This window comes from Legionella tunisiensis, from assembly GCF_000308315.1.
GTDB lineage: Bacteria > Pseudomonadota > Gammaproteobacteria > Legionellales > Legionellaceae > Tatlockia > Tatlockia tunisiensis.
This window is the reverse complement of sequence record NZ_CALJ01000297.1, coordinates 12283-34298: the sequence shown is the minus strand read 5'-3', so window position 1 is coordinate 34298 and position 22016 is coordinate 12283. Positions and strand designations below refer to the sequence as shown.

Below are 22016 nucleotides of genomic sequence, written 5' to 3'. Positions count from 1 at the left end.
ATCACCTTCCAGTAAAATATCTCGTGCTTCCTCATCAAACACCAGATATTCGCGTAGGGCAACCCGTTTGCCATCAATGGTTGGTACTAATTTTTGCCAAATACAAAGTCTAATAGTCTCTAAGATATCGATTGTTCGCCCTAGGCGTTCTTCTCCAGAGAAAGAGGTCACTAAACGTCGCATTGTTTCAGCCACACCGGAGGTATGTAGTGTTGTATAAACAGGATGGCCAGTCAGTGCGGCCTCAAGTGCAGCACTAATTGTCTCGGCATCACGGCACTCACCCACCATGATTAAACGCGGTTTGCGCCGTAACGCATTGCGAACGCCGTCAGCAAAATCGGGTAAATGGCGAGGAATTTCTGACTGACTAACTACAGCCGAAATGGTTTCAATTTCATCATAAACGAATTCAATAGGTGCTTCATAAGTTAAGACTTTACGATTAGAGTCTTCTTTCTCGATAAGATCGCGAATGATGGAAGCAAGCAGGGTAGATTTGCCCGAGCCGGTTGCACCGGTTATAAATACAATCCCTTCTTGAGGTGCAATGGCTTCAACGATATTCTCTGGTAAACCCATCGTTTCTAATTTTGGCGGGGTAGTGGGGATAGTTCTTAGCGTTATTTGGATAGCATCATGTCCTTCAACCAAACAGGAGGTTGCATTGACCCTATAACGATAGCGAACACCACGGTTAGGACGGAATTCATAGTGTGTATCAATATCTTTACCAGACAAGAGTTGAGTAGTCGCATTGGGGCCGTATATGGAGTTAATTAAATCGCCGAGCTCGGTATTGGAAAGACGACGATTAGTAATCTTGAGTAACCGTCCATATACTTCTGCAAAAATAGGCTCGCCAGTTTGGATGGTAATATCGGACGCATTAAGACTTTCTGCATGCTCCAACATTTTATCCATAAAGACTGGAGAAAAACGGGTTGGTTCATCTGGCATTAAATTAATATTACTCATAAGATCTTACTTGGCTAAATTAACCGGGGCAATCACAGGTTGCCATGCTTTATTCGTAATAATAATTTTAGTGCTTTGTGCCAATTTTTCCATATTTTTAAATTGTTCTAACGCATTTTCATCTTTTGTAACAGCAGCTCGCCATTCATTGGCGTTAATATTCAGCGCAGGTAAGGCTGTGATTCGTAACACGCGGTCATCAATATGAATTTCTGAGGAGTCTCCAGTTACTCCTAAGTCAGTGTGAGAGACGAAGGGAGGCGAAACCATGTTCATAGCTAGTAATTTACGATAAAGAATCATGCCAATATAATCTTCCTTAATGCGGGCAATACTTTCTTCGAGAATAGTAGAGGCTTGCTCGATCCCGTTTTGCCATCCTTTTTCCACATAGTAACACCAGAGCTGTTTCTCGACTTTGGTTTTGGGTAGAAGGGAGATATCAGGTCTTTCAGGTACCTTGTAGTCCATCCACAAATACTGTCTCCAAGTAGGAGGTGTGGTAACAAATTGAGCTTGTTTGGCAACTTTATAAGTTCGGTCAGAAATGCGAATCGTTTGCGTATCTGCCAAATTTAACGTATTTCGTCCCTCCAGCAAAACTGGTGGTAAAATATTATGTTCCAGAATCAATGAATTGAAATCGTAAACTGTATCCAAATGACGTGCCTGCTTGGTCAGTTGATCATCAATAACTCTGGCGCGCCAAGCTAAGCCAGATTGGGCACCTACACTAAGGGCTGTTTCTTTCAAAGCCATTTCACGCATCTTATTCATAGTTTGTTTGGTGGCTTTGGAGCGCTTGGTGTTCACCATGGCTTTCAAACCTTTCAGGGAGGTTGTATCCCCGGGCGGCACATTTTTGGTTGAAGAAGAACAAGCAACCAAGAGGGCCACACAAGCTATAAAAATACTACGAATAAATTTTGGCATAGCGTAATTCAACAACCTGACTGTTAGGATAAACATGGATGTCTGCTTTTCTCCCGGCTTGATAATCAATATCTCGCAGGATCTCAGCTAAACTCTCATCTTTACTGGTAAGACTAATTAAAACAGGAACGGCAGGTTCTTTGCCGAGAATGCGTAAGCGAAAATGAGCTGCTTTCGCAATGCGTGCTGTTAATTCTTCAATAGGACCTGACCAATCCACAGAGGCTCGTGCTTGCAAATTGTATGCATTAGGAATGGTAAGGGTATTATCTTTGGTGGGAGGGGTAATAACCTTCTCTACTCTCGCCATCTCCAACATGGAGTCGCTCACGGAAGTAGCTGCTTCTGCAAGCTTGATAGTTGCATCATCACTAGGATCATTAGTAGGTGGTTTTTTGAACGAACTAATGCATCCAGCCAATAATGCAGATGCAAGAATAAGCATGACAAACTTGTTGATCATCTTTCGGGCTTTATAATCGATAAGTATTACCTTGATTGAAACAGGAGCATGACGCCTTGTCAAGCGGAAGTCATGTTTAAACATACTAGCATTTTTCATAGAGACCATAAATGACTTGTCCTGCTTGCTTACACTTCTTTTCTTGCCAAACTTTAGGATCCAGAAGTAATTTTGCTGGGGCTTCAAGGTAAACCAAACCACCAACAGGTAGTATATTGGAGCGAGCTAATAACTCCATACATTCTGGGATATTATTTTCTATAAACGGTGGATCAAGAAAAACAAGATCAAAACAGTCTGTTGTTTGACGAAGATAATCTTGAGCTTTCATATTAACGACTAATAAATTAGTTTCATTGAATGACGAAGTAACATGCTGCAAATTTTCATAAGCTTTAGCGGCTATTTCAACAAAAACTACTTTTGCAGCGCCTCGAGAGAAGGCTTCGAAACCAAGAGCACCGCTGCCTGCAAACGCGTCAAGACAACGTGCTCCTCGTATATCATGCATTAACCAGTTAAAGAGCGTTTCCTTGACCCTATCTGGAGTGGGTCTCAAACCGGTAATGTCAGGGAAATGAAGTTTTTTGCCCCGGTATTTCCCCCCGATTATACGTACAGTTTGTTTCACAACTTACCTACCGAAACGAGAAGCATTTTATTGGGGTTCACTTGGTGATGAAAAGCCTTCTTTATATCTTCTGTTGTTACTGCATTAATGCGTGCTATATAAGAATCTAAATAATTATCAGGCAGGTGATAAAAAGTGATGCGCAACAGCATATTAGCAATACTACTATTGCTGGCTAGGGATAAGGGGAAACTGCCTGTTAAATATTGCTTTGCATTCTGTAGTTCTCGGGCATCAGGACCTTTAGCAATAAAATCGCTCAGGGTATCTTCAGTAACTTTCAATGCGGTCGCAGCTTGCTTCCGGTGTGTCGATAGACTAATGATAAAGGGGCCGTCGCCGGGCATAGGCATGAATTGGCTGACGACACTGTAGCTTAGACCCCGTTTTTCTCGCACCTCATAAGCTAATCGAGAGACCAGCGCGCCTCCTCCTAAAATATAATTTCCCACTGTCAGAGGAAAATAGTCCGGATTATGATGATCAATGCCAATTTGGCCTAAGCGCAACATCGTTTGCGAAGAGGGGAAGTCAATGTTGACTTTCTCCTTGTTTTTTAATTGAGTTGCCTTGGGTATAGTTGCTGCTGGTTGTCCTTTCGGTAAGTTTTGCGTGAGTTGTTCAGCGATTTGCTGTGCTTTCTTCTGATCAATAGCACCTACCAACACAATAACCGCATTAGAACCGACAAAATAACGTTGATAAAATTGGTGCACATCGGTGAGCTTTAATGCTTTGACACTTTCTCTTGTGCCATTGACAGGATGAGCATAAGGATGGGTTTGATAAAGCGTTTTAAAGAAAATTTGATTGGCAACATCATCGGGAGATTCTTGAGTTTGGGCAATGGCCATTAACTGCTGACTTTTTCCTCTCTCGAAAGCGTCTGTGGGGAAATCGGGTTTGCTGATGATAAGTTCGAAGGTGTTGATTGCCTGTTTAAGGGCATCTTCATTGGTCAAAGTCTTTAGGCTTAAGACCACCATATCGCGACTAATGTCGTTATTAAATTGGGCACCCGTATCAGCCATTTTTCTGCAATTTGAGTTGCATCCATACCAGCATTACCTTGGGCAAGCAAATCGGAGGTTAATGCACTTAAGCCAAATTGCTTGCCGTCATAGGCTGAGCCGGCCGCAAAGGCTATGTTGATATCTATCATAGGGACTTCCATGGCTTGGTAAAAACTACTTTTGCACCATTTTTTGTATACCATTGCTGTGTTTTAAAAGTACTGGCTTGTAGGTTGGATACAAAGCTAATACTTAAAAAATTAATGTAAACAATACTTTCATTGTTGTTCCTCTTCTGCTACTGGGATTAGCCGGGCTTCTGTTAGAGCTGATTCCTGAAAATAAAGCTGTGCTACTTGTCGTAATTGTTCAGGGGTAATGCTATTGATATGATCAGTGTATGTGTCGGCAGTTTGCCAGCCTAAACCGATTGTTTCTAGTAAACCAAGCTCCATGGCTTGACCAAAAATAGAATCTTTTTCAAAGGTTTTTTGGGCAATAATTTGTGTTTTTATCCGTTTAAGTTCGGCTGGACTGACTAATTCACTCTGCAATCGGTTGATTTCTTTAAGCATGCCTGCTTTAAGTTCGTCAATAGAATGGGCTTCAGTAGGGGTGCCAAAAACAACAAATTGAGTTTGGTAGCGCGCGTATAGATTATAGTAAGTCTCAGCTCCACTAGCCAGATGGCTGCCACGGATTAAATGTTTGGCAAAACGTGCACTTTCACCAGCATCGAGGATATGTGTAATGATTTCCAGGGCATAGGGTTCCCAACTTGTTTTAGCAGTTTTCACGCTGGGTACAGTATAGCCGAACATTAACATAGGTAATTTGGCTGGCGCGTTAATTTCAACGAATTTAGGGCCTAGATTAGGTGGTTCTAGTTGGGCTTTGCGGCTGTAGGTAGCATGTTTATCAATGGACCCAAAGTACTTTATTGCTAATTGATGGACTTCTTCTGCGTTGACATCACCAACGACAACAAGCGTTGCATTATTGGGTGCATAAAAGCGTTGATACCAGGTTTTTACATCGTTAACGGTCATTTGGTGCAGATCACTCATCCAGCCGATAACCGGGTGATGATAGGGGGCAGTCAAATTGGCTGCAGCTAAATAGCGTTCGAAGGTCAATGCTTGTGGATTATCATCAGTGCGTAAACGCCTTTCTTCTCGAATTACTTTGATTTCTCTTCCAAATTCTTCTTTATTGAATAATAGGTTTTGCATCCGATCAGCTTCCAATTCGAAACTTATAGGCAATTTTGATGCAGCAATTTTTCAAAATAGGCAGTGTAGTCATAATTAGTAAAGGCATTTTCTTGTCCGCCAACGGCAGCAATCGTTTTTGAAAAACACCTAAAGGATATTTTGGGGTTCCTTTAAACATCAGATGCTCTAGTGCATGAGAGACACCAGTGATGCCTCCTGGTTCATCCGCAGAACCAACGTTATACCATATCATGGAGACAGCAATGGGTGCGCGATGATCTTCTTTTACCAGTACTTTTAAGCCATTTTGCAGAGTGAATTCTTGTGTTTGGCTATAAGATTGGCAAGTTAATACAGCAAAGAAAATCATTAATACAGTACGCATGGATTAACTCCAAAGCAAAAAAAGTGATAGAATTCCACATTTCCTTCGCTTTGTATACCTTATGATTAAATGGTTTAAAAAAATCAGGATGAAACAAAATCAATATCTACGTCTATTGAAGGGCAAGAAATGCCTGTTGCCCAGCAGAATGAGATATCTTCTGACCCGGTGAGTGAAGAACTTCCTAAGCAAGGGTTTTTCGCTCGCTTTAAACGCGGTCTGACCAAAACACGTCAGCAATTTGGCGACGGGATTGGGCGTTTATTATTGGGAAAAAAGAGATCGATGCGGTTTTATTGGAAGAATTGGAAACTTTGCTGCTTAGTGCGGATCTTGGTATTGAAACTTCACAAGCGATTTTAAAGCAATTAAGTGAAGATTTGGCAAGAAAGCAATTAACTGATGGTGATGCTGTTTTTGATGCGCTTAAAAAGCGATTGGAAACTATTTTGCTAATAAGAGAAAAGCCGCTGCAAATAGAAACAGTGGATCAATCACCTTTTGTCATCTTAACAGTTGGCGTGAATGGCGCGGGTAAAACAACCTCGATCGGTAAAATGGCTAAGCAGTTTCAACAACAAGGTAAAAAAGTCATGCTGGCAGCAGGGGATACCTTTCGAGCTGCAGCAGTTGAACAATTAAAAATTTGGGGGGAGCGTAATCAAATTCCCGTAATCGCCCAGCATACTGGGGCTGATAGTGCGTCCGTTATTTATGATGCTTTGCAGGCAGCAAAAGCACGAGGTATCGATGTTTTGATTGCTGATACGGCCGGCCGTTTACATACTCAAGGCAATTTAATGGAAGAATTAAAGAAAGTGAAGCGAGTTATCCAAAAATTGGATGCTAATGCGCCTCATGAAACAATGTTGATTTTGGATGCCAGTATAGGACAAAATGCGCTCAACCAGGCACGACAATTCCATCAAGCGATTGGGTTGACTGGTATTACGATGACGAAGCTCGATGGGACTGCAAAGGGCGGAATACTGTTTGCTATTGCCAATGAATTAGAGATACCATTCCGTTATCTGGGAATTGGTGAAGGAATTGACGATCTACGTCCTTTTGATGCCCAGCAATTTGTCAGAGCAATTTTTAATGATGATCAAATTTGACCAAGTAAGTAAACGCTATCCTGGAGGGTTTGAAGCCTTAAGCCAGGTTAATTTTTCGCTGCAAAAAGGAGAGATGGTTTTTCTGACCGGTCATTCGGGAGCAGGGAAAAGCACTTTACTAAAATTAATTGCCATGCTGGAAATGCCTTCTTCAGGGCAACTCGCTGTGAATGGTATTCGTTTAAATCAATTAAAAAGACGGGATATTGCCGCTTATCGTAGTAGTTTGGGGATTACCTTCCAATCCCCTAATTTGCTAAATGATAGAACTGTGTTTGACAATGTGGCTTTACCTTTGCAAATTCAAGGATTTGCACCCGTTATGATTGCCAAGCGAGTTCATGCAGCGCTTGATATGGTTGGTTTATTAACTAAGGAAAAAATGTTACCTGTTCATCTATCTGCAGGTGAACAACAACGGATTGGTATTGCCAGAGCTGTAGTACACAAACCAGCTTTGCTGCTTGCTGATGAACCTACAGGTAACCTTGACCCCAGTCTTTCTGCTGAAATTATGAAACTTTTTGATCAATTTAACCAGGTTGGGGTGAGTATTCTTATCGCTACGCATGATCTCGCGCTTATTGCGGGGATGAAGCATCGTATTGTTATGCTTAAAGGAGGCCGGATGTGTTAAAAAATCTGCGTACTTTAAGTGCTTATCATTTGCAAGCAGCCAATAGCAGTCTTAATTTGCTTTGCCGTAAGCCGTTGGCTACTATGATGACGGTGATTGTCATCGCTATTGCGTTGACTTTACCGACTCTTTTTTGGGTGTTTACCGATAATCTGGAGCAATTAACTATCAATTGGCAGCGTGGAGGCCATATTTCTCTCTATTTAAAATCTCCGCTATCAGAGGCTGAGCAGACTGCTTTTGTAGCTCGTGTTCGTGCGACAGAGGGTGTTGGTAATGTGGTACTCAAATCTCCCGAGGAAGGATTGGCTGAGTTGCAGAGGCAGGAAGGAATGCATGATATTATGCGTTATTTGCCAGAAAACCCCCTCCCGGCAATGATGGATGTTATCCCGGCCCTTGCCGTTAACACACCTGCGCAAATGGAGCAATTGTTTACTCGATTAAAGGCTTATCCGCAAGTTGAGCAAGCTAAACTGGATATGCAATGGATAACCAAACTGCATGCAATCCTAGGTTTTGCGACTAAAATAGCGCATGCATTAATGGCTCTATTAGCCTCTGCTGTGGTTTTGATAATTGGCAATACCTTGCGTCTTGCTATTCATAATCGCCATGAGGAAATTCAGGTACTGAAACTAATAGGTGCAACTGATCCTTACATTGCTCGTCCTTTTTTATATACTGGCATGTGGTATAGTTTAGCTGGTGCAATCATGGCTGTGTTTTTTGTCAATATTTTCATGCTTAGTGTTGCTGTTGCCGTTAAACAGCTGGCAGCTGCCTACCAAATGCATTACCCCATTATGGGGTTGTCAGTTAAACAAGCTTATTTACTGGTGATAGTGTCTACAATGCTAGGGTGGTTGGGTGCCAGATTGTCAGTAAAACAACAACTTGCTTCTATTGAGCCCTATAGTTGATGTATAATGTGGTGCTATAGTTAAGGTTAATATCGAATTGGTTTGGTAATTATTATGGTGTTGGTAACTGGAGGAGCAGTATGAGTCAGCAGTTGCAATTAGCGTCATGGAATTTACCTATTGGTAGTCTTGATGCCTATATTCATCGTGTCAATCAAATACCAATGCTTTCTGCTGAAGAGGAGTATGCGTGTGCCGAGCGCTTTCATACGGAAGGCGATCTTGAAAGCGCACGTCGTTTAGTTCTTGCTCATCTTCGTTATGTAGTTCGAGTTGCTCGCGGCTATTTGGGCTATGGTTTACCTCTTAATGATTTAATTCAAGAGGGTAATGTTGGTTTAATGAAGGCCGTTAAGCGTTTTGACCCTAAAATGGGTGTTCGCCTTGTTTCATTTGCTGTCCACTGGATTAAAGCTGAAATACATGAATTTGTTCTACGTAATTGGCGTATAGTTAAGATTGCAACCACCAAAGCCCAACGGAAATTGTTTTTTAACCTGCGTCAGATGAAGACTCGTCTAGGCTGGTTTAACAGTGAAGAAGTAGATGCGGTTGCCAATGATCTTGGTGTCAGCCGTGAGGATGTACTGGTCATGGAGCAGCGTCTTAATGCTATGGATGCCTCCTATGATGCACCTCTTTCTGATGATGAGGATGATGCTTTCAAAGCCCCCCGCTCATTATTTACATGATGCGAATAGTGATCCAGCCCATTTGATTGAAAAAGAAGTAAGCGGGGAACAAGGCAGAGAACAATTATTGGTTGCTTTGGAGCGCCTTGACGAACGTAGTCAGGATATTTTACAGCAGCGTTGGCTGGCGGATAACAAGGCAACATTGCATGATTTGGCCGATAAATATGGTGTTTCTGCCGAGCGAGTTCGCCAGCTTGAAAAAATGCCATGAAAAAACTTCGCCAATATATGGAAGAAACGGCCTAAAACATGAATGTTTCTTTCATACAGCGTTCTATTTTCAATGGCTAAGATTCATCGCTGGCTAATGATTTTCTTAATTTCGATTTTGTCATCTCATCAGCAAAGGCTGAATTAATAGCATTAAGTGTAAACATCTTCATTTGGCTGTCAGAGTAGTGATAGGTTTGTTGTACCCGCTGATACTCTTTGGCTAAAGTGGTACGAAAAAAGGGGGATCATCTGAGCCAAGGCTAATTTTAATACCAGTCTCCACCAGATGAGGTAAAGGATGACTTACCAAATCTTTAAAAAGACCAAGAGCTACATTACTGGAAGGACAGACTTCCAGGGCAATATTACGATCTTTTAATTGGGCAATGGTTTCTGTTGAGTGAATTGCTTGTACACCATGGCCTATACGTTCAATTGGCAAATATTCCATTGCTTCAAGCATGCCACTTGCCGGAGCAAATTCACCTGCATGTACTGTACAATGAAGTCCTGCTTCCGCTGCAATTTGGTAGGCTTTCTTGAATAATTTAGGGGGAAAATGAATTTCATCACCACCGAGCCCAAGCCCTACGATACAAGGAACTTGCTCTTTAACAGCTTGTTTTGCTACTCGAATTGCCGCATCAGCACCAAAATGTCGTACGGCAACGATGATAATCCGACCGATAATATTAAATTGAGATTCGGCATCATCAATAGCTTGCTGTATTGCGTGCAAATGTTCAGAGGATGGAATACCACTGGCTCGCTCAGCATGATCGGGCGAATACATTGTTTCTACATAAATAGTGTTTTCTAAAGCGTTGGTTTTTAAATAATCAAAGGTAATGTCATAATAATCTCTCGGTGTTTTTATCACTGCAGCAACAGCATCAAACGCTTTTAAAAAATCGAGAAAATCACGATAAGAATAGCTTTCTCCATCGGCTTCAATCAGGGTTTGGGGAAGTGTTACCTTATTGCGTTTAGCGAGTTTTTGGGCCAGGCTGGGGGAGATTGTTCCTTCCAAATGGGAGTGAAGCTCGGCTTTTTTATATTCATGGTTGTTCCTTCCATTGCTATAATAGAGGTCTACGTCAGTTCTCTACTTCGTTTTCCTCGTGCTATTCTTAATACGGCAAGTTTAGAATCTTTGATGGCAACTTGGTGTAAAAACCGATAAAATTAGCCATCTGTTATTTATTATATGCTATCCAGGATTAGTCATGAGCCAGAATGATATTGATAAAGCTTACGTAAGCCCTTACGACAAATTCCTTTTTGAATTTGATGCTAAACATAAAAAGTCACCCTCGCAGCTAAAAGAAATCAAAAAGCATAAGCGTATTGCCTATTTGCGTGATAGTGCGAAGCGGGATGAGAAGGATGATGAAATTTGGGGTGGATTCTAACCTTCCTGGAATTTATCCTTTAATAAAGTTCCCTCGTAATGATGGAATGAAATCATGAGATTTCTAATATTGCTATGGGTAAATTTACCCATGCATCTTGTTTTAAAAAAGCAGTATGGTTGAATAAACTCAATTAATAATGCAATTTAATGCCACTCCCTGAAGAAATTACCTTAACTCTATTCGATTGGTTGCCACGCAGAGATATCTTTTCAACATTTTCTGTCTGCAAGGATTGGCAGCGGATAAGTCTATCGGCGAAGACGTGGAAAGAGGCCGGTGCTTCCTCTTATGAAGATTTTAAAAAAGAATCGAAGAACTACATTCAGAACTTAGGGATTTTGTTTTCAATGAGAGAATTAGTTTGTGGCTTGCAGAACGTCTCCATAAAATATGGTCGTTATCTCAAGAGGAGCGCCAGAAATTAGAAGAATTCCCGAAAGAAATAGATGAAAATTAACTAAGTATCTATTCTCCAATTATGGTTTGGTTCTTTTTTAGAAGGGATCATTAAAAAAGTAGACCTAGAGATTGTGCCAGAAGATTTTTTAAGTTTATCTGCACTAAGGAAGAATTTATTGCCTTATTTGTCGAGAAATTAATCGTTTTCGAGGATGTAGTATTACTCGATTTTCCGCATCTCTAATGGTTATTTTCAGCACATGGTTTACAGGCTTTACGGGAGCAACTAATTTCTAGTGAACAGCTGGCTATGTTGACTTCTTCTCACCTGGAATTTTTATTTACCTCAAATGGACTGGTCGCATTGCGTGAAGACTTGATTACTATTGATAAAATAGCGGCTTTGACTGATATGGGATTGGCAGAATTACGAGATGAGCATAGTCATCAGCTCGACTGTTATTCAACTTCCTATAAAAGCATGTAAAGCTTTATAAGCCATAATTGTCAGCAACGAAGCTGCGGGTAATGTTAATATCCAAGACATAAAAATATTACGAATTACAATGAGGTTTAAAGCACCGATACCGCGTGCTAATCCAACGCCAAGGACTGCTCCAACCAGGGTTTGTGTCGCTGAAACGGGGATACCTGTACTGGTTGCAACGACTACAGTGGTTGCCGCAGCAAGAGTAGCCGCAAAAGCACGGCTTGGTGTTAAAGCTGTGATTGCGCTACCTACGGTTTCAATCACTTTTCTACCATACATTAGAAAGCCAATGACTACTCCTGCGCAGCCAAGTAAGATAATCCAGGCAGGATAATTAGCTGCACTCACAGGCTGATCAGAATGCATAACTAGAGTATAAATAATACTTAACGGTCCTACAGCCAAGGCAACGTCATTTGAACCATGCGCGAACACCATCGCGCAAGCGGTCAAGGCCATCAGTACAGCAAAATATTTTTCCACTTGAAGAAAGCGTTCACGTCGCCTAATTCGTGGCATTTCAGGGATTCGTTTTATAAAGAGCATACCGATAATGGTGATGGTAATACTGGTTGCCAAGGTAACAGCCAAGTCTTGTTTCAAATTAAGGTGGATATCGAAATGATTTAATCCCTTAAAAACGGTAATAAAAGATAACACAGATCCAACAATGAAAAGATAAATAGGCACGTACCATTTTGCTTTTTCGAGGGGGTCGCTTTTTACAAAGATGGCTTGTTGGATACTAATAAAAAGCACATAGGCAGTAAATCCGGCAATTAGAGGGGAGGTTACCCAGCCAATGGCAATGTGATAAACCTGGCGCCATTGAATCGCGTCAGCACCTAGGACGACAGAACCAAAACCAACCATAGAGCCAACAAGAGCATTGGTAATGGAGACCGGAACACCGAGATAACTTGCAAGATTCATCCAAACAGTACAGGCTAATAAAACACCTAGCATTCCTTCAATAAGAATCAAGGGTTGGTTTGAGAGCTGACTGCTAGTAATAATGCCGTCACGCATAGTTTCTGTTACGCCGCTGCCACCAAGAAAGGCGCCGGCAAATTCAAAGACGATGGCAATAATCATTGCCTGCCGCACAGTGACCGCTTTGGAACCCATCGTTGTGCTCATTACATTAGCTAGATCGTTTGCACCAACCCCCCAGGTCATGAAAAAGCAGAAGGCGATGGCAATGAGAAACAGAATGAAAGGATAATCCATAGGAATTTACTACCGAGCAATAAGAATTTGCAGCCGACCACCCACTGTTTGGGCATGATCAGCCAAGTCACCAATCCATTGAACCAGTTTGTAGAGAAAAATTACTTCAATTGCAGGTAAATCCTTTTCCAGCTCGAAAATACGATGTCTGATATCAGCGAGTTTATCGTCACTGTCATGTTCAATTTCATCTAGAGTCATAATCATTTCTTCAACGATTTTTACTTCGCTACCACGAAAACCACTTTCAAGTAGTTCATCAAGTTCATTAATTGCTTTACAAGCTTGTTTGGAAGCATCCAGACAACGATTCAAAAAAGGCATAAAGACGGAAGTTAATGCTTCAGGCATAACCATTCTGCGGCTGATAATAAGCCCTGCAATATCTTCTGCTTTATTGGCTATACGATCCTGAGCACTAAGCAATTCAAGTAAATCAGTACGCGAGACTGGCAGAAACAAGCCGGTTGGCAAATGCAAGCGCAAATCTCGTTTAATTCTATCTGCCTCTTTTTCAATGCTAGATATCTTTTCTTTAATGGCGCTAGCTGTTTCCCAATCTTGCTGCAACACAGCCTCAAAAAAGGGATAGAGCTGTTTTGCACAGTGATGTGTTTTACGCATGTGTTGTTCAATAGGCCTGATAGGTGAGGGCCCGAACATGTTGAATATGCTACCCATAAAGTATGTATCTTTGAAAAAGATTAGGGCGATTATAACTAAACTTTTACAGGAACAAAACAATTGTTTTGCATAACCTATCCTGCTTTTGGAAAGAAAAATCAGCAAAATAACCTGAAAAAAATAAGTCGTTGTTCAAATTATTTTTTTAAATTTATCCTACAAATTGTTAGTCTGCTACACTTGAAAGTATTCATGATGAAATCGGCTAACAAGGAGTGTTGCCATGAAAAAATGGTTTATTGGTTTGTTGTTTTTAGCAATCAATGCTTGGGCTGATCAAATGATCACAAAAGTCATTGAATTAAACTACCAAAATGCTGATAACGTCATTCGTTTAGTTCAACCCCTTCTCCAAGAGGGTGAACAAATCACAGGTTCTGGTCAGACCTTGGTTGTCAAAGTTACACCACAAACCTTAACTCAATTACGTACGGTATTGCACAAACTTGATCAACCGCCAGTGACTTTTGAAATCACTGTTTTTCAAGGTGATCCAGATTGGCTTAATGAGCAGAATGGTAATGATATGGTTATCAGTACGTCTTCTCAGAGTCAGCAACGCCGTCGCCAATCGGTTACCGTTATGAACGGTGAGTCAGCGTTTGTAAGTACTGGGGAAGATCAACCTGTTTTAAGTTCAGTTGGTATCGGTTTCTGGGGAACGGGGGTTTCTTATGATCGTCGTTTAGTACAAAATGGTTTGCTAGTAGAACCTGTACTGCAGGGGCAGAAGGTAAAATTAACTGTCCGTCGTGTTCGCGAACAAGATAATCAAGTTGTCAATCAGCAATTTGATGAACAACAGGTTAATACAACGGTCATGGTGCCTTTAAATCAATGGGTGCCTTTGGCAAGTGCCGAGGGAGATGCGCCTGCAGATTCGAATACAATAGTGATTCGTGCTGGAAACCAGTATACACAAAACTCTACTTTATACATTAAGGTTCGCATTGTGCAAAAAGAATCTTCCGGTATTAATAAAGAATAAAAGAGATGGTTTTGCCGCTTCATGGGCGATAACCTTGACAATACTTCTCTATAGAAAAACAATAGCTCCTTTCTAAATATTACTTTACCAGTAATGTTGGTAGAGTATCTTGAGGATAAAAAATGCAAATAGCCAGTATTAAAGGGCGTGAAATTCTTGATTCACGAGGAAATCCTACTGTTGAAGCAGATGTGTTTTTGACAAGTGGTGTGTGTGGGCGCGCAAGTGTTCCTTCTGGGGCCTCAACGGGTAGTCGTGAAGCCTATGAACTTCGTGATGACGACACTACTCGCTATGCTGGTAAAGGCGTTTCTCGGGCAGTGGGATATATTAATCATGAGATTAATCAAGCATTAAAGGGTGTTTCGGTCAAAGAGCAAGAACTAATTGATAAACGTCTGTGTGAATTGGACGGAACGGATAATAAATCTCGGCTGGGTGCCAACGCAATTTTGGCTGTTTCTTTAGCCTGTGCAAGAGCTTATGCCAATGCTATTAAGCAACCTTTGTTTATTTCGCTTAATCAAGGTGAGGCGATGTGCATGCCTGTACCTATGATGAATGTGTTAAATGGTGGAGCGCATGCGGATAATAATGTTGATATTCAAGAATTCATGCTGATGCCTGTTGGTGCCCCAGATTTTGCGACAGCATTAAAGATGGGAACAGAAATTTTTCACGTATTGAAGGCTGTACTGAAAAAGCAGGGGTTAAATACAGCAGTTGGCGATGAAGGGGGGTTTGCTCCTGATCTTAAATCAAATCGTCAAGCTCTTGATATATTAGCTCAAGCAGTCGAACAGGCAGGTTATCAATTGAAGCGAGATATTGTTTTTGCACTTGATGTTGCGGCCTCTGAATTATTTCATGCTGGTCAATATCATCTGACGTCTGAAAATAAAATACTTAGTAGTGAGCAAATGATTGCTTATTATAGTGAATTAGTAACTAATTACCCAATTGTCAGCATCGAAGATGGTTTAGATGAAAATGATTGGCAAGGGTGGCAGCAATTGACGGTCGATTTGGGGGAACGCCTCCAATTAGTTGGGGATGATTTATTCGTAACGAATACCCGTATTTTACAAGAGGGTATAAGCCAAAGAATGGCAAATGCTATTTTGATTAAACCTAATCAAATTGGAACGTTAACTGAAACCAGACAGGCTATTCGTTTGGCACAGACAAATGGTTATCGCTGCGTCATGTCACATCGTTCAGGCGAGACAGAGGATGTTTTTATTGCTGATTTGGCCGTTGCAACAGGTTGTGGCCAAATTAAGACAGGTTCTTTATGCCGTACAGATAGAATAGCAAAATACAATCAATTGCTAAGGATCAATGAACTGGCTGCCCTTCCTTATGCTGGAAAAACTGTTTTAGTTCGGGCTTGAAACGATCAATTAGTATTGGTAACCCGATGAGTCTGATACTCTTGGGTTACGTTGCTATATAGGTATTTTGGCGCAGTGCTTTATAGATTATCAAGGAACTAAATTCGATAGAGTTCGCAAAACTAATTGTGCCCGGTATATAATGGAAAGAAACAACTCTCTTTGGTTAATCCATGCGATCTATCATTATTATTTTGATATTAGTGTTAATCGGTCTGCAATATAAATTATGGCTGGGTGATGGCAGTGTATCGCAATGGACTAATTTAGAAAAAAATTAGCTATCCAAGAGCAGGAAAATGAGAAACTTGCTGCGCGCAATCGTGCTATCGAAGCAGATATTCTTGAATTAAAAAGTGGCGATCAGGCTCTTGAAGAACAGGCACGTTCTGAATTAGGTATGGTTAAGAATAACGAAGTTTATTATCAATTTGTTGATTAATTGTTAGTGTCTCGGTAGTTTTTTCCAAAATTTATTATGAGTAAGCCTGCTAACCTATCGTTGCAGGGGAAAGGTTCCGTTCTATTTTAGGAATGAATGGGTAATCGACTGCTCCAGAAACAGGTTGATTGCTACTAGAGCAGAGTAGGCTAATTAAATAGCAATAAATTCCATAGGCAACGTTGGCGCAGATTTTTCCCATAAGCTGACTACATAACCCCCACCTCCTGAACCAGTTGGTTTAACGGCTAAGGCACCTAAGTCAAGTAACATCTGCATATGTTGTTGAAGGGTTTCACTAACAAGCCCCCATTGCCGAAAACAATCGGCACTTTGCTGCATAGCTTGCGCCAGATCTGCCAGAGCGGTGGATCCGCTTTGCTCTAAAGCTAATTGTGCTTTTGCAACACTGGTACTCATCTTGTCGTCAATTTGTGCAGCGTAGGCGGCATCTGTTTGCCACAAATCCCGTACCTGATTTATGCAATGAGAAGTGATGCCAATTTGCCCGCAAGAGGATAAGAACCAGTGGGGCTGCCAAGCCTGTTTAATAGGTTTTAATAGCCCTTGTTGAAAATAAACGCCAGTCTCAGTAGCAACACCAGCAATATCAAGGCCGCTACTTTGACCATGAAATAAATTTTCCAAACTTTTAGCAAAAGAATAAATCGATTGCGTGTTCAATACATGTTGTGCCTCAAACCAGCGCGCCACAGCAACACAAAGCGCAGCTGAAGCCCCCATCCCTACACCAATGGGTATATCACTATATAAATGAAAATGGCCGGAAAGACTATTAAGCGATTTACCTAATAGCTGTTGTCCTTGTTCAAGTACAGACCAAAACAGTAAGTGCATATCTGAACCACTGCTACCTTCATAATCCGCGCTTAGTTCAGAATTAGATGAATTATAACTGAGCGTCAGTTTCTTTTTCTGGATAGGAAAAACAAGTGCTCCATGACCACGCAAAACGGCGTGTTCCCCTGCTAAAATCCATTTGCCATAAGTTGTTGTTTGAAAATCATAAAACATCGTAATTGCCAATTAAATGATCATGTTGAAATTGTAGTGCCATCTTGGTTTGATCTGGGCGATAGAGTAAATGAATATTAGGCCCCGCATCCATAGTGACAATAGGACCGTCACCGGTATGGTTCCAGAAATCTTGTAGGCTACGTAATGCTTCCTGGCATTTTTCTGTTATATACGAAAAAGGTTGTTTGCAGCTTGTAAACAATTGATGCATATCCTGAAACTCACGCCAACAAATTTGGTAAGCGCTTGGCCAATCCTGTTTTTCTAAAGCCTGACGCAAAATCTTCAAATTTTCTGTTGCTCGTTGACAGCGCGTTGCGTAATGACTACTACTTTTGACGCGAATGTGAGCTTCACTGGAAGGCACAGGCTTTTCATCGTGACTAATCACAATCACTTGATGCATTAAGTCTGTGTAGGGTAAATTAATTGCTTCTACAGTTTCTTCTTCCCAAAGTGCCCAAGGTGAGAAAAAGAACGGCAGGATGAACCAGAACCTAGGCGACTTAACTGTGCTTGTTCTTCAACAGAAAGTAAAGGTCTGTTGCTAAGCTCACTTAAGGCTAGTACCGCACATTTAGTCAATGCCGCAAAACTTGATGCAGAGCTGGCTAAGCCACTACTGTGTGGGAAATTATTGGTCGAGCGTACAATAAAGGCACCGTTATAACCAAAGTAAGCTTTCACTCGCGCCAAATGTTCTAGAAAACGCTGCTGCCCTAATGGGGATAAAACAAAGACAGAAGCGCCTGGTGTATCTAAGGGTTCCCAGAAATCTTTTTTCCACTATGGCTTTCGAGTACGACACTGCTTAAAAGGTTATTTAGCGTATAGGATAATGATGGATTATCCGGTATGTTCTTCTCATTGTCTTTTTTACCCATGTATTTTATCAGGGCAATGTTAGCAGGTGCTTGGGCGAACCATTGCATAACCTAATCTCCTCATTTAGTGGCCTGGTACATCATTCCAAAGAATTTTATGCAATTGCAGCTGAAAGCGCACAGGTAATTGGTCTTTTACTATCCAGTCGGCGAGTGTGGTTGAATTTAATTCATTCCAACTAGGTGAAAATAAAACTTGTACACGCTCTGGTAGGCGGTGTTCAGTCATAACTTGGCGAGCCCATTCATAATCCTCACGACTACACAATACAAATTTGATTTGATCACTTTGCTTTAAGTGAGCTAAATTGGCAAACAAGTTTTTTTGCTTTCCCCCGAGTCTGGAGTTTTTAAGTCCATGACCACCATGACTCGTTTATCAACATGAGCAATATCTCGTGCTCCACTTGTTTCCAAGGAGACGTTAAAACCAGCGTCGCAAAGTTGGCGCAGTAGATCGATACAACCTGGTTGTGCCAAAGGTTCACCACCGGTTACACAAACCTGTTTACAATTGTAGGCAGTTACTTTCTCTAAGATGGAGGTTAAACTTTGCATTTGGCCACCACTAAAAGCATAGGCTGTATCACAGTATTGACAACGAAGAGGACAACCTGTGAGTCGAATGAATACCGTGGGTAATCCCACGGTAACTGATTCACCTTGCAAAGAATAAAAGATTTCTGTAACGCGTAATTGAGTACTAACTTGCTTCATGAGACGCCTAATAACTCCAGTTTCTTCATTGCCAACTGCGCAGTAGGGGTATCAGGGTAGTTTTTTAGTACTTGTTGTAAACGCATTCTCGCGTCATCTGTTTTACCTGAGGCAGCAAGTGCGTAGCCAATTTTGAGCGTGCTGGCAGCTGCTTTGCTTGAGGAGGGAAATTGTTGCAATACAATTTCAAAATGCTCGATTGCTTTTGGGTAATTATTTTTAACCATGTAAAGTTCACCCAGCCAATAATGCGCATTTGCTGTGTAGCCACCTTGAGGATATTGTGTTGCAAAGGCTTGCATCGCAGTGAGCGCTTCGTCAAAACGCTTGTTTTTGACTAGATCGTAGGCAGCCAGGTAGCTGATTTGCTCATCAGCGGGATTTGTTCGAGCCGGAGTAGCAGTGGGAGTTATGGCAATTTTCGAGCTTGATTTTTCTTGTTGGATAGTTTTTACAGATGTTTCATTCCCATTATTCTGAGAAGCAGCTACTTGCGAACCGAGTGATAATTCGGTCGGCTGATTTGATTGTTCTGCTTGGGCTGATTGACCAGGCTTAATGGGACTATTATTACGTAGACGTGCATCTAAATCTTTATAGAAGGCTAATTGTTGCTGTTGTAATAATTTCAAATCATGGGCTTGTACTTCTAATTGACCGCGTAATTCTTGGATTTCTTGTTGCAAGCCCTGAACTTTATCCAACAATCCGGCATTCTCATCATTGCTGTCACGGTTATCTTTTGCGAGAGCAATTTCTTCCTCATTGTCATTATTTTCAAGCTGAGCTTTGGCAACAGGCTGCTCAAGGGCGGCCTGTTGTTCATCAAGAATTGCAAAATTTTCGCTGTCATCAACTACAGGTGCTTCTGCAAATGCCTGTAACGGCAAAAGACAAGAAAAGCACAAGCTTAATAAGAGTTGATGGGATTTAATCATCGTGTTGCCTCATAGGTGAACTCTACACGGCGGTTTTGCATATGAGATGCTTCGTCATGTCCATAATTTGCTGGTCGTTCTTTACCATAGCTGACGACGCGAATTTGACTTCTACTGACACCAGCCATTTTCATCAAATCAGCGACTGTATTGGCACGACGCTCTCCTAATGCTACGTTGTATTCACGGCTACCACGCTCATCGGTGTGGCCAGCTAATAGAACACGGGCGCCAGGATGTGTTTTTAAGTATGCAGATTGTGCATTGAGCGAAGCCATGTACTTGGGTGCAAAGCTACTGTCGTCATAAGCAAATAAATAAACTTGATTGTGAGGTGCTTGCGTAGTGTAGGATTCACCCGGTTCTTGACCAGCAAAACGACCTAATTGTCCCAGACCATGGGCAGATGCACCGCCGTTCATACCTGCGCCATCAGCGCTACCGGGCGTTTTCGAACAGGATGCGAGCAGCACAACGCTTGCTGCAACAAGTCCCATCTTTAAAAACGATCTGGCTTTCATCCTCTATCTCCTTTTTTATTCGTAGTTTACTAATATTTAAAGCACCGCAATGACGGCTCATTGTACAATTGTTTTGTCTATTTCGCTATTGTCTCTATTGCTTATGAGCTGCATTATCGATGGCTATTATCCTGTTTTACATGGAATACAACAAAATTCGCTATCTCCGCTGTAAGACTTTCTGTTGCTCGATTCGCAGCAACTACACCACCATAGGGGGTATCCATAGGGCAACAAACATGTTGACTAATAACTTTTGATGCGACAACTCGATTATCACTCACATGGGTTAATGTTACTTTAACAACTAAATCTAATACACTGGGCTTTCTTAAAAAATTTTGTTGCAGCGCAATAAGTTGTGTATCTAATCGATAATCGGTATGTTCAGAATGTGGTGTTGAAGCGACTGCATAGAAATAACCGCTGCGTTGCAAACTTTGCACAATGAGTGGAAACAACATGTCGGCTGGGGGATTAATCCAGGCATTATTTGCGAAACTACTTAGTTCAAACGGTTTTTGAATATAGAGCATTTGTTCAGTTTGATAGCCTGCTACGGAATCGGGAGTAGTAGTAACAAGAATAGATTGATGAGCAACATTCGAGGCTAATTGTTTATTACTAAACGCTTCCAGTTTATATTGATTAGTAACCGGTGTTTTAATCGGTGAGCAAGCTGTCAGTAAACATTGTACGCAGAAAAGAAGAATAAGACTAAATTTGTTCAAAATTATTCTCCTGGTCCGGGTTTAGGCGGTGTTGTACCGCGGATTACTACAGCAGGGTTTTGGCGCATTTGATTACTAACTTTTTCGAGATTAGCAGCAATTGTATCAAGACGGCGTATGAGTACTACAGTAGGTGGTAAAACTTGTTGGGAAATTTGGTTAATGGTTGTTTTACCTGTTTCCATTGCAGAGGATACCTTATCACCAGCAGTAGTTACAGCTGTAGTCATAGTATTTAATTTTCTCACCCCTACGTTTAAATCTTTAATGATATCAGGTAGTTGATGGCTTGCGTCAGCAATATTTTTATAAAAATATCGGCATTTTCCAGACTTTGGTCAATATGTTTACTGTTTTTAGCAATAACACCACTAAAGGTTTCCAGGTTCGCTAGGGTTTTTTGATATATTTTGCATTTTCACGATCAAAAATCCGACTAATCTCCAGACTTACCTTATTTACATTCTCAGAGACATCTTTAAGCGCTTTGTCGAGTTGATTAAAAAGGGATGGTTTAGCTGGAATAATCGGATAGGGTTCGCTAGGCAATTTTTCTAAAGGCGTTAAATCCGAAGAACTTGCTGATAGTCCTACATAAGTTGTCCCGGTAATTCCTTGCGAAATTAAAGTAGCCGCGGTGCTGGTAGTGATAGGTGTTCCTTCTTCGATACTAAGAAGAATTTTAACTTGTTGCGGATCGCGACGGTTGAGAGTAATTTTTCTAACAAATCCAACCTTCACTCCATTATATTTAACAGGTGATTCTTCGCTTAGCCCTGAAACTGCTTCATGAATATAAACTGCATACAGGCGGTATGTTTTTTGATCAAAGCCAACAGATAGCCATAAACCAGCCGCGATAAGTCCTCCAAGAAGGATTAGCACTGCCAAGCCGACTATAGTGTAGTTGGTTTTTGCTTCCAAAAAACATACTCCTATTCT

At 41.2% G+C, this 22016-nt stretch carries 19 protein-coding genes and 8 pseudogenes; 10 read left to right on the top strand and 17 right to left on the bottom strand.

The window, feature by feature from the left end; genetic code table 11:
• The 6 genes and pseudogenes from dotB to BN58_RS26870 form a co-directional block, all read right to left on the bottom strand.
• Positions 1–960 (bottom strand): Dot/Icm type IV secretion system ATPase DotB (gene dotB, locus BN58_RS17930; RefSeq protein ID WP_026069590.1); only part of this gene is annotated, 960 nt, incomplete at its 3' end.
• Between the two features lie 24 nt (positions 961–984).
• Positions 985–1911 carry a type IV secretion system DotC family protein gene (locus BN58_RS17925; RefSeq protein WP_019218013.1) on the bottom strand — a complete coding sequence of 309 codons (927 nt, stop codon included), beginning with the start codon at positions 1909–1911 and terminating at the stop codon, positions 985–987.
• Positions 1892–2374, bottom strand: a complete 483-nt coding sequence (gene dotD, locus BN58_RS17920; RefSeq protein ID WP_026069589.1) for a type IVB secretion system lipoprotein DotD — start codon at positions 2372–2374, stop codon at positions 1892–1894. The genes BN58_RS17925 and dotD overlap by 20 nt, the downstream gene beginning before the upstream one ends.
• Positions 2375–2459: 85 nt before the next feature.
• Complete coding sequence (gene rsmD, locus BN58_RS17915) at positions 2460–3005, bottom strand: 16S rRNA (guanine(966)-N(2))-methyltransferase RsmD (RefSeq protein ID WP_026069588.1); 546 nt, start codon at positions 3003–3005, stop codon at positions 2460–2462.
• Positions 3002–4292, bottom strand: a pseudogene (locus tag BN58_RS26875) (M16 family metallopeptidase). The gene rsmD and the pseudogene BN58_RS26875 overlap by 4 nt, the downstream one beginning before the upstream one ends.
• A gap of 4 nt (positions 4293–4296) precedes the next feature.
• Positions 4297–5617 (bottom strand): annotated as a pseudogene (locus BN58_RS26870) (M16 family metallopeptidase).
• A 129-nt stretch (positions 5618–5746) separates the two neighbouring features.
• Between BN58_RS26870 and ftsY the strand changes: the two are divergent.
• The 4 genes and pseudogenes from ftsY to rpoH all read left to right on the top strand — a co-directional run bounded on the left by ftsY (position 5747) and on the right by rpoH (position 9236).
• Positions 5747–6735, top strand: a pseudogene (gene ftsY, locus BN58_RS26865) (signal recognition particle-docking protein FtsY).
• On the top strand, positions 6722–7372 hold the full coding sequence (gene ftsE, locus BN58_RS17895) for a cell division ATP-binding protein FtsE (RefSeq protein WP_026069587.1): 651 nt from the start codon (positions 6722–6724) through the stop codon (positions 7370–7372). The pseudogene ftsY and the gene ftsE overlap by 14 nt, the downstream one beginning before the upstream one ends.
• Entirely contained in the window at positions 7366–8295 is a 930-nt protein-coding gene (gene ftsX, locus BN58_RS17890; RefSeq protein ID WP_019218008.1) for a permease-like cell division protein FtsX, read from the top strand. The genes ftsE and ftsX overlap by 7 nt, the downstream gene beginning before the upstream one ends.
• A gap of 80 nt (positions 8296–8375) precedes the next feature.
• A pseudogene (rpoH, locus tag BN58_RS26860) lies at positions 8376–9236 on the top strand (RNA polymerase sigma factor RpoH).
• A 41-nt stretch (positions 9237–9277) separates the two neighbouring features.
• On the opposite strand, the pseudogene add reads toward rpoH, so the two are convergent.
• Positions 9278–10233, bottom strand: a pseudogene (add, locus tag BN58_RS26855) (adenosine deaminase).
• A gap of 196 nt (positions 10234–10429) precedes the next feature.
• Here add and BN58_RS17875 point away from each other — a divergent pair.
• From BN58_RS17875 to BN58_RS31255, 3 genes are all read left to right on the top strand, one after another.
• Positions 10430–10615, top strand: a complete 186-nt coding sequence (locus tag BN58_RS17875; protein ID WP_019218005.1) for a CBU_0585 family protein — start codon at positions 10430–10432, stop codon at positions 10613–10615.
• Between the two features lie 149 nt (positions 10616–10764).
• Positions 10765–11043 carry an F-box-like domain-containing protein gene (locus tag BN58_RS17870; protein WP_019218004.1) on the top strand — a complete coding sequence of 93 codons (279 nt, stop codon included), beginning with the start codon at positions 10765–10767 and terminating at the stop codon, positions 11041–11043.
• A 284-nt stretch (positions 11044–11327) separates the two neighbouring features.
• Entirely contained in the window at positions 11328–11504 is a 177-nt protein-coding gene (locus BN58_RS31255; RefSeq protein WP_019218003.1) for a hypothetical protein, read from the top strand.
• Here BN58_RS31255 and BN58_RS17860 read toward each other — a convergent pair.
• On the bottom strand, positions 11481–12737 hold the full coding sequence (locus BN58_RS17860; protein ID WP_019218002.1) for an inorganic phosphate transporter: 1257 nt from the start codon (positions 12735–12737) through the stop codon (positions 11481–11483). The genes BN58_RS31255 and BN58_RS17860 overlap by 24 nt on opposite strands.
• A gap of 9 nt (positions 12738–12746) precedes the next feature.
• Positions 12747–13418, bottom strand: coding sequence for a TIGR00153 family protein (locus tag BN58_RS17855; protein WP_040916744.1), 672 nt, complete (start codon positions 13416–13418; stop codon positions 12747–12749).
• A gap of 226 nt (positions 13419–13644) precedes the next feature.
• Between BN58_RS17855 and BN58_RS17850 the strand changes: the two genes are divergently transcribed.
• The 3 genes and pseudogenes from BN58_RS17850 to ftsB all read left to right on the top strand — a co-directional run bounded on the left by BN58_RS17850 (position 13645) and on the right by ftsB (position 16245).
• Entirely contained in the window at positions 13645–14409 is a 765-nt protein-coding gene (locus tag BN58_RS17850) for a hypothetical protein (protein WP_019218000.1), read from the top strand.
• Between the two features lie 122 nt (positions 14410–14531).
• Positions 14532–15803, top strand: coding sequence for a phosphopyruvate hydratase (eno, locus tag BN58_RS17845; protein ID WP_019217999.1), 1272 nt, complete (start codon positions 14532–14534; stop codon positions 15801–15803).
• A gap of 173 nt (positions 15804–15976) precedes the next feature.
• Positions 15977–16245: pseudogene (ftsB, locus tag BN58_RS26850) on the top strand (cell division protein FtsB).
• 153 nt (positions 16246–16398) lie between these two features.
• Here ftsB and BN58_RS17835 read toward each other — a convergent pair.
• The 8 genes and pseudogenes from BN58_RS17835 to BN58_RS38065 form a co-directional block, all read right to left on the bottom strand.
• Positions 16399–17280 (bottom strand): mevalonate kinase family protein, encoded by an 882-nt coding sequence (locus tag BN58_RS17835; RefSeq protein WP_019217997.1) that lies wholly within the window; start codon positions 17278–17280, stop codon positions 16399–16401.
• A pseudogene (locus BN58_RS26845) lies at positions 17270–18215 on the bottom strand (GHMP family kinase ATP-binding protein). Before BN58_RS26845 ends, BN58_RS17835 begins: the two are co-directional and overlap by 11 nt.
• A gap of 16 nt (positions 18216–18231) precedes the next feature.
• A complete protein-coding gene (locus tag BN58_RS38300) occupies positions 18232–18486 on the bottom strand; it encodes a hypothetical protein (RefSeq protein ID WP_019217996.1) in 255 nt (84 codons plus the stop codon).
• Entirely contained in the window at positions 18471–18884 is a 414-nt protein-coding gene (locus BN58_RS38295; protein ID WP_019217995.1) for a radical SAM protein, read from the bottom strand. The genes BN58_RS38300 and BN58_RS38295 overlap by 16 nt, the downstream gene beginning before the upstream one ends.
• On the bottom strand, positions 18881–19822 hold the full coding sequence (ybgF, locus tag BN58_RS17820; RefSeq protein ID WP_019217994.1) for a tol-pal system protein YbgF: 942 nt from the start codon (positions 19820–19822) through the stop codon (positions 18881–18883). Before ybgF ends, BN58_RS38295 begins: the two co-directional genes overlap by 4 nt.
• A complete protein-coding gene (pal, locus tag BN58_RS17815) occupies positions 19819–20343 on the bottom strand; it encodes a peptidoglycan-associated lipoprotein Pal (RefSeq protein WP_019217993.1) in 525 nt (174 codons plus the stop codon). The genes ybgF and pal overlap by 4 nt, the downstream gene beginning before the upstream one ends.
• 113 nt (positions 20344–20456) lie before the next feature.
• A complete protein-coding gene (locus BN58_RS17810) occupies positions 20457–21074 on the bottom strand; it encodes an ABC-type transport auxiliary lipoprotein family protein (protein WP_019217992.1) in 618 nt (205 codons plus the stop codon).
• Positions 21075–21076: 2 nt separating this feature from the next.
• A pseudogene (locus tag BN58_RS38065) lies at positions 21077–21998 on the bottom strand (MlaD family protein).
• Positions 21999–22016 lie beyond the last annotated feature (18 nt).

Bases quoted from the DNA above. Each gene is read 5' to 3' on its own strand.
- BN58_RS17925 (WP_019218013.1), bottom strand. From the start codon at position 1,911: ATGCCAAAATTTATTCGTAGTATTTTTATAGCTTGTGTGGCCCTCTTG.
- dotD (WP_026069589.1), bottom strand. From the start codon at position 2,374: ATGATCAACAAGTTTGTCATGCTTATTCTTGCATCTGCATTATTGGCT.
- ftsE (WP_026069587.1), top strand. From the start codon at position 6,722: ATGATCAAATTTGACCAAGTAAGTAAACGCTATCCTGGAGGGTTTGAA.
- BN58_RS17875 (WP_019218005.1), top strand. From the start codon at position 10,430: ATGAGCCAGAATGATATTGATAAAGCTTACGTAAGCCCTTACGACAAA.
- BN58_RS17870 (WP_019218004.1), top strand. From the start codon at position 10,765: ATGCCACTCCCTGAAGAAATTACCTTAACTCTATTCGATTGGTTGCCA.
- BN58_RS31255 (WP_019218003.1), top strand. From the start codon at position 11,328: ATGTTGACTTCTTCTCACCTGGAATTTTTATTTACCTCAAATGGACTG.
- BN58_RS17860 (WP_019218002.1), bottom strand. From the start codon at position 12,737: ATGGATTATCCTTTCATTCTGTTTCTCATTGCCATCGCCTTCTGCTTT.
- BN58_RS17855 (WP_040916744.1), bottom strand. From the start codon at position 13,418: ATGGGTAGCATATTCAACATGTTCGGGCCCTCACCTATCAGGCCTATT.
- BN58_RS17850 (WP_019218000.1), top strand. From the start codon at position 13,645: ATGAAAAAATGGTTTATTGGTTTGTTGTTTTTAGCAATCAATGCTTGG.
- eno (WP_019217999.1), top strand. From the start codon at position 14,532: ATGCAAATAGCCAGTATTAAAGGGCGTGAAATTCTTGATTCACGAGGA.
- BN58_RS17835 (WP_019217997.1), bottom strand. From the start codon at position 17,280: ATGTTTTATGATTTTCAAACAACAACTTATGGCAAATGGATTTTAGCA.
- BN58_RS38295 (WP_019217995.1), bottom strand. From the start codon at position 18,884: ATGAAGCAAGTTAGTACTCAATTACGCGTTACAGAAATCTTTTATTCT.
- ybgF (WP_019217994.1), bottom strand. From the start codon at position 19,822: ATGATTAAATCCCATCAACTCTTATTAAGCTTGTGCTTTTCTTGTCTT.
- pal (WP_019217993.1), bottom strand. From the start codon at position 20,343: ATGAAAGCCAGATCGTTTTTAAAGATGGGACTTGTTGCAGCAAGCGTT.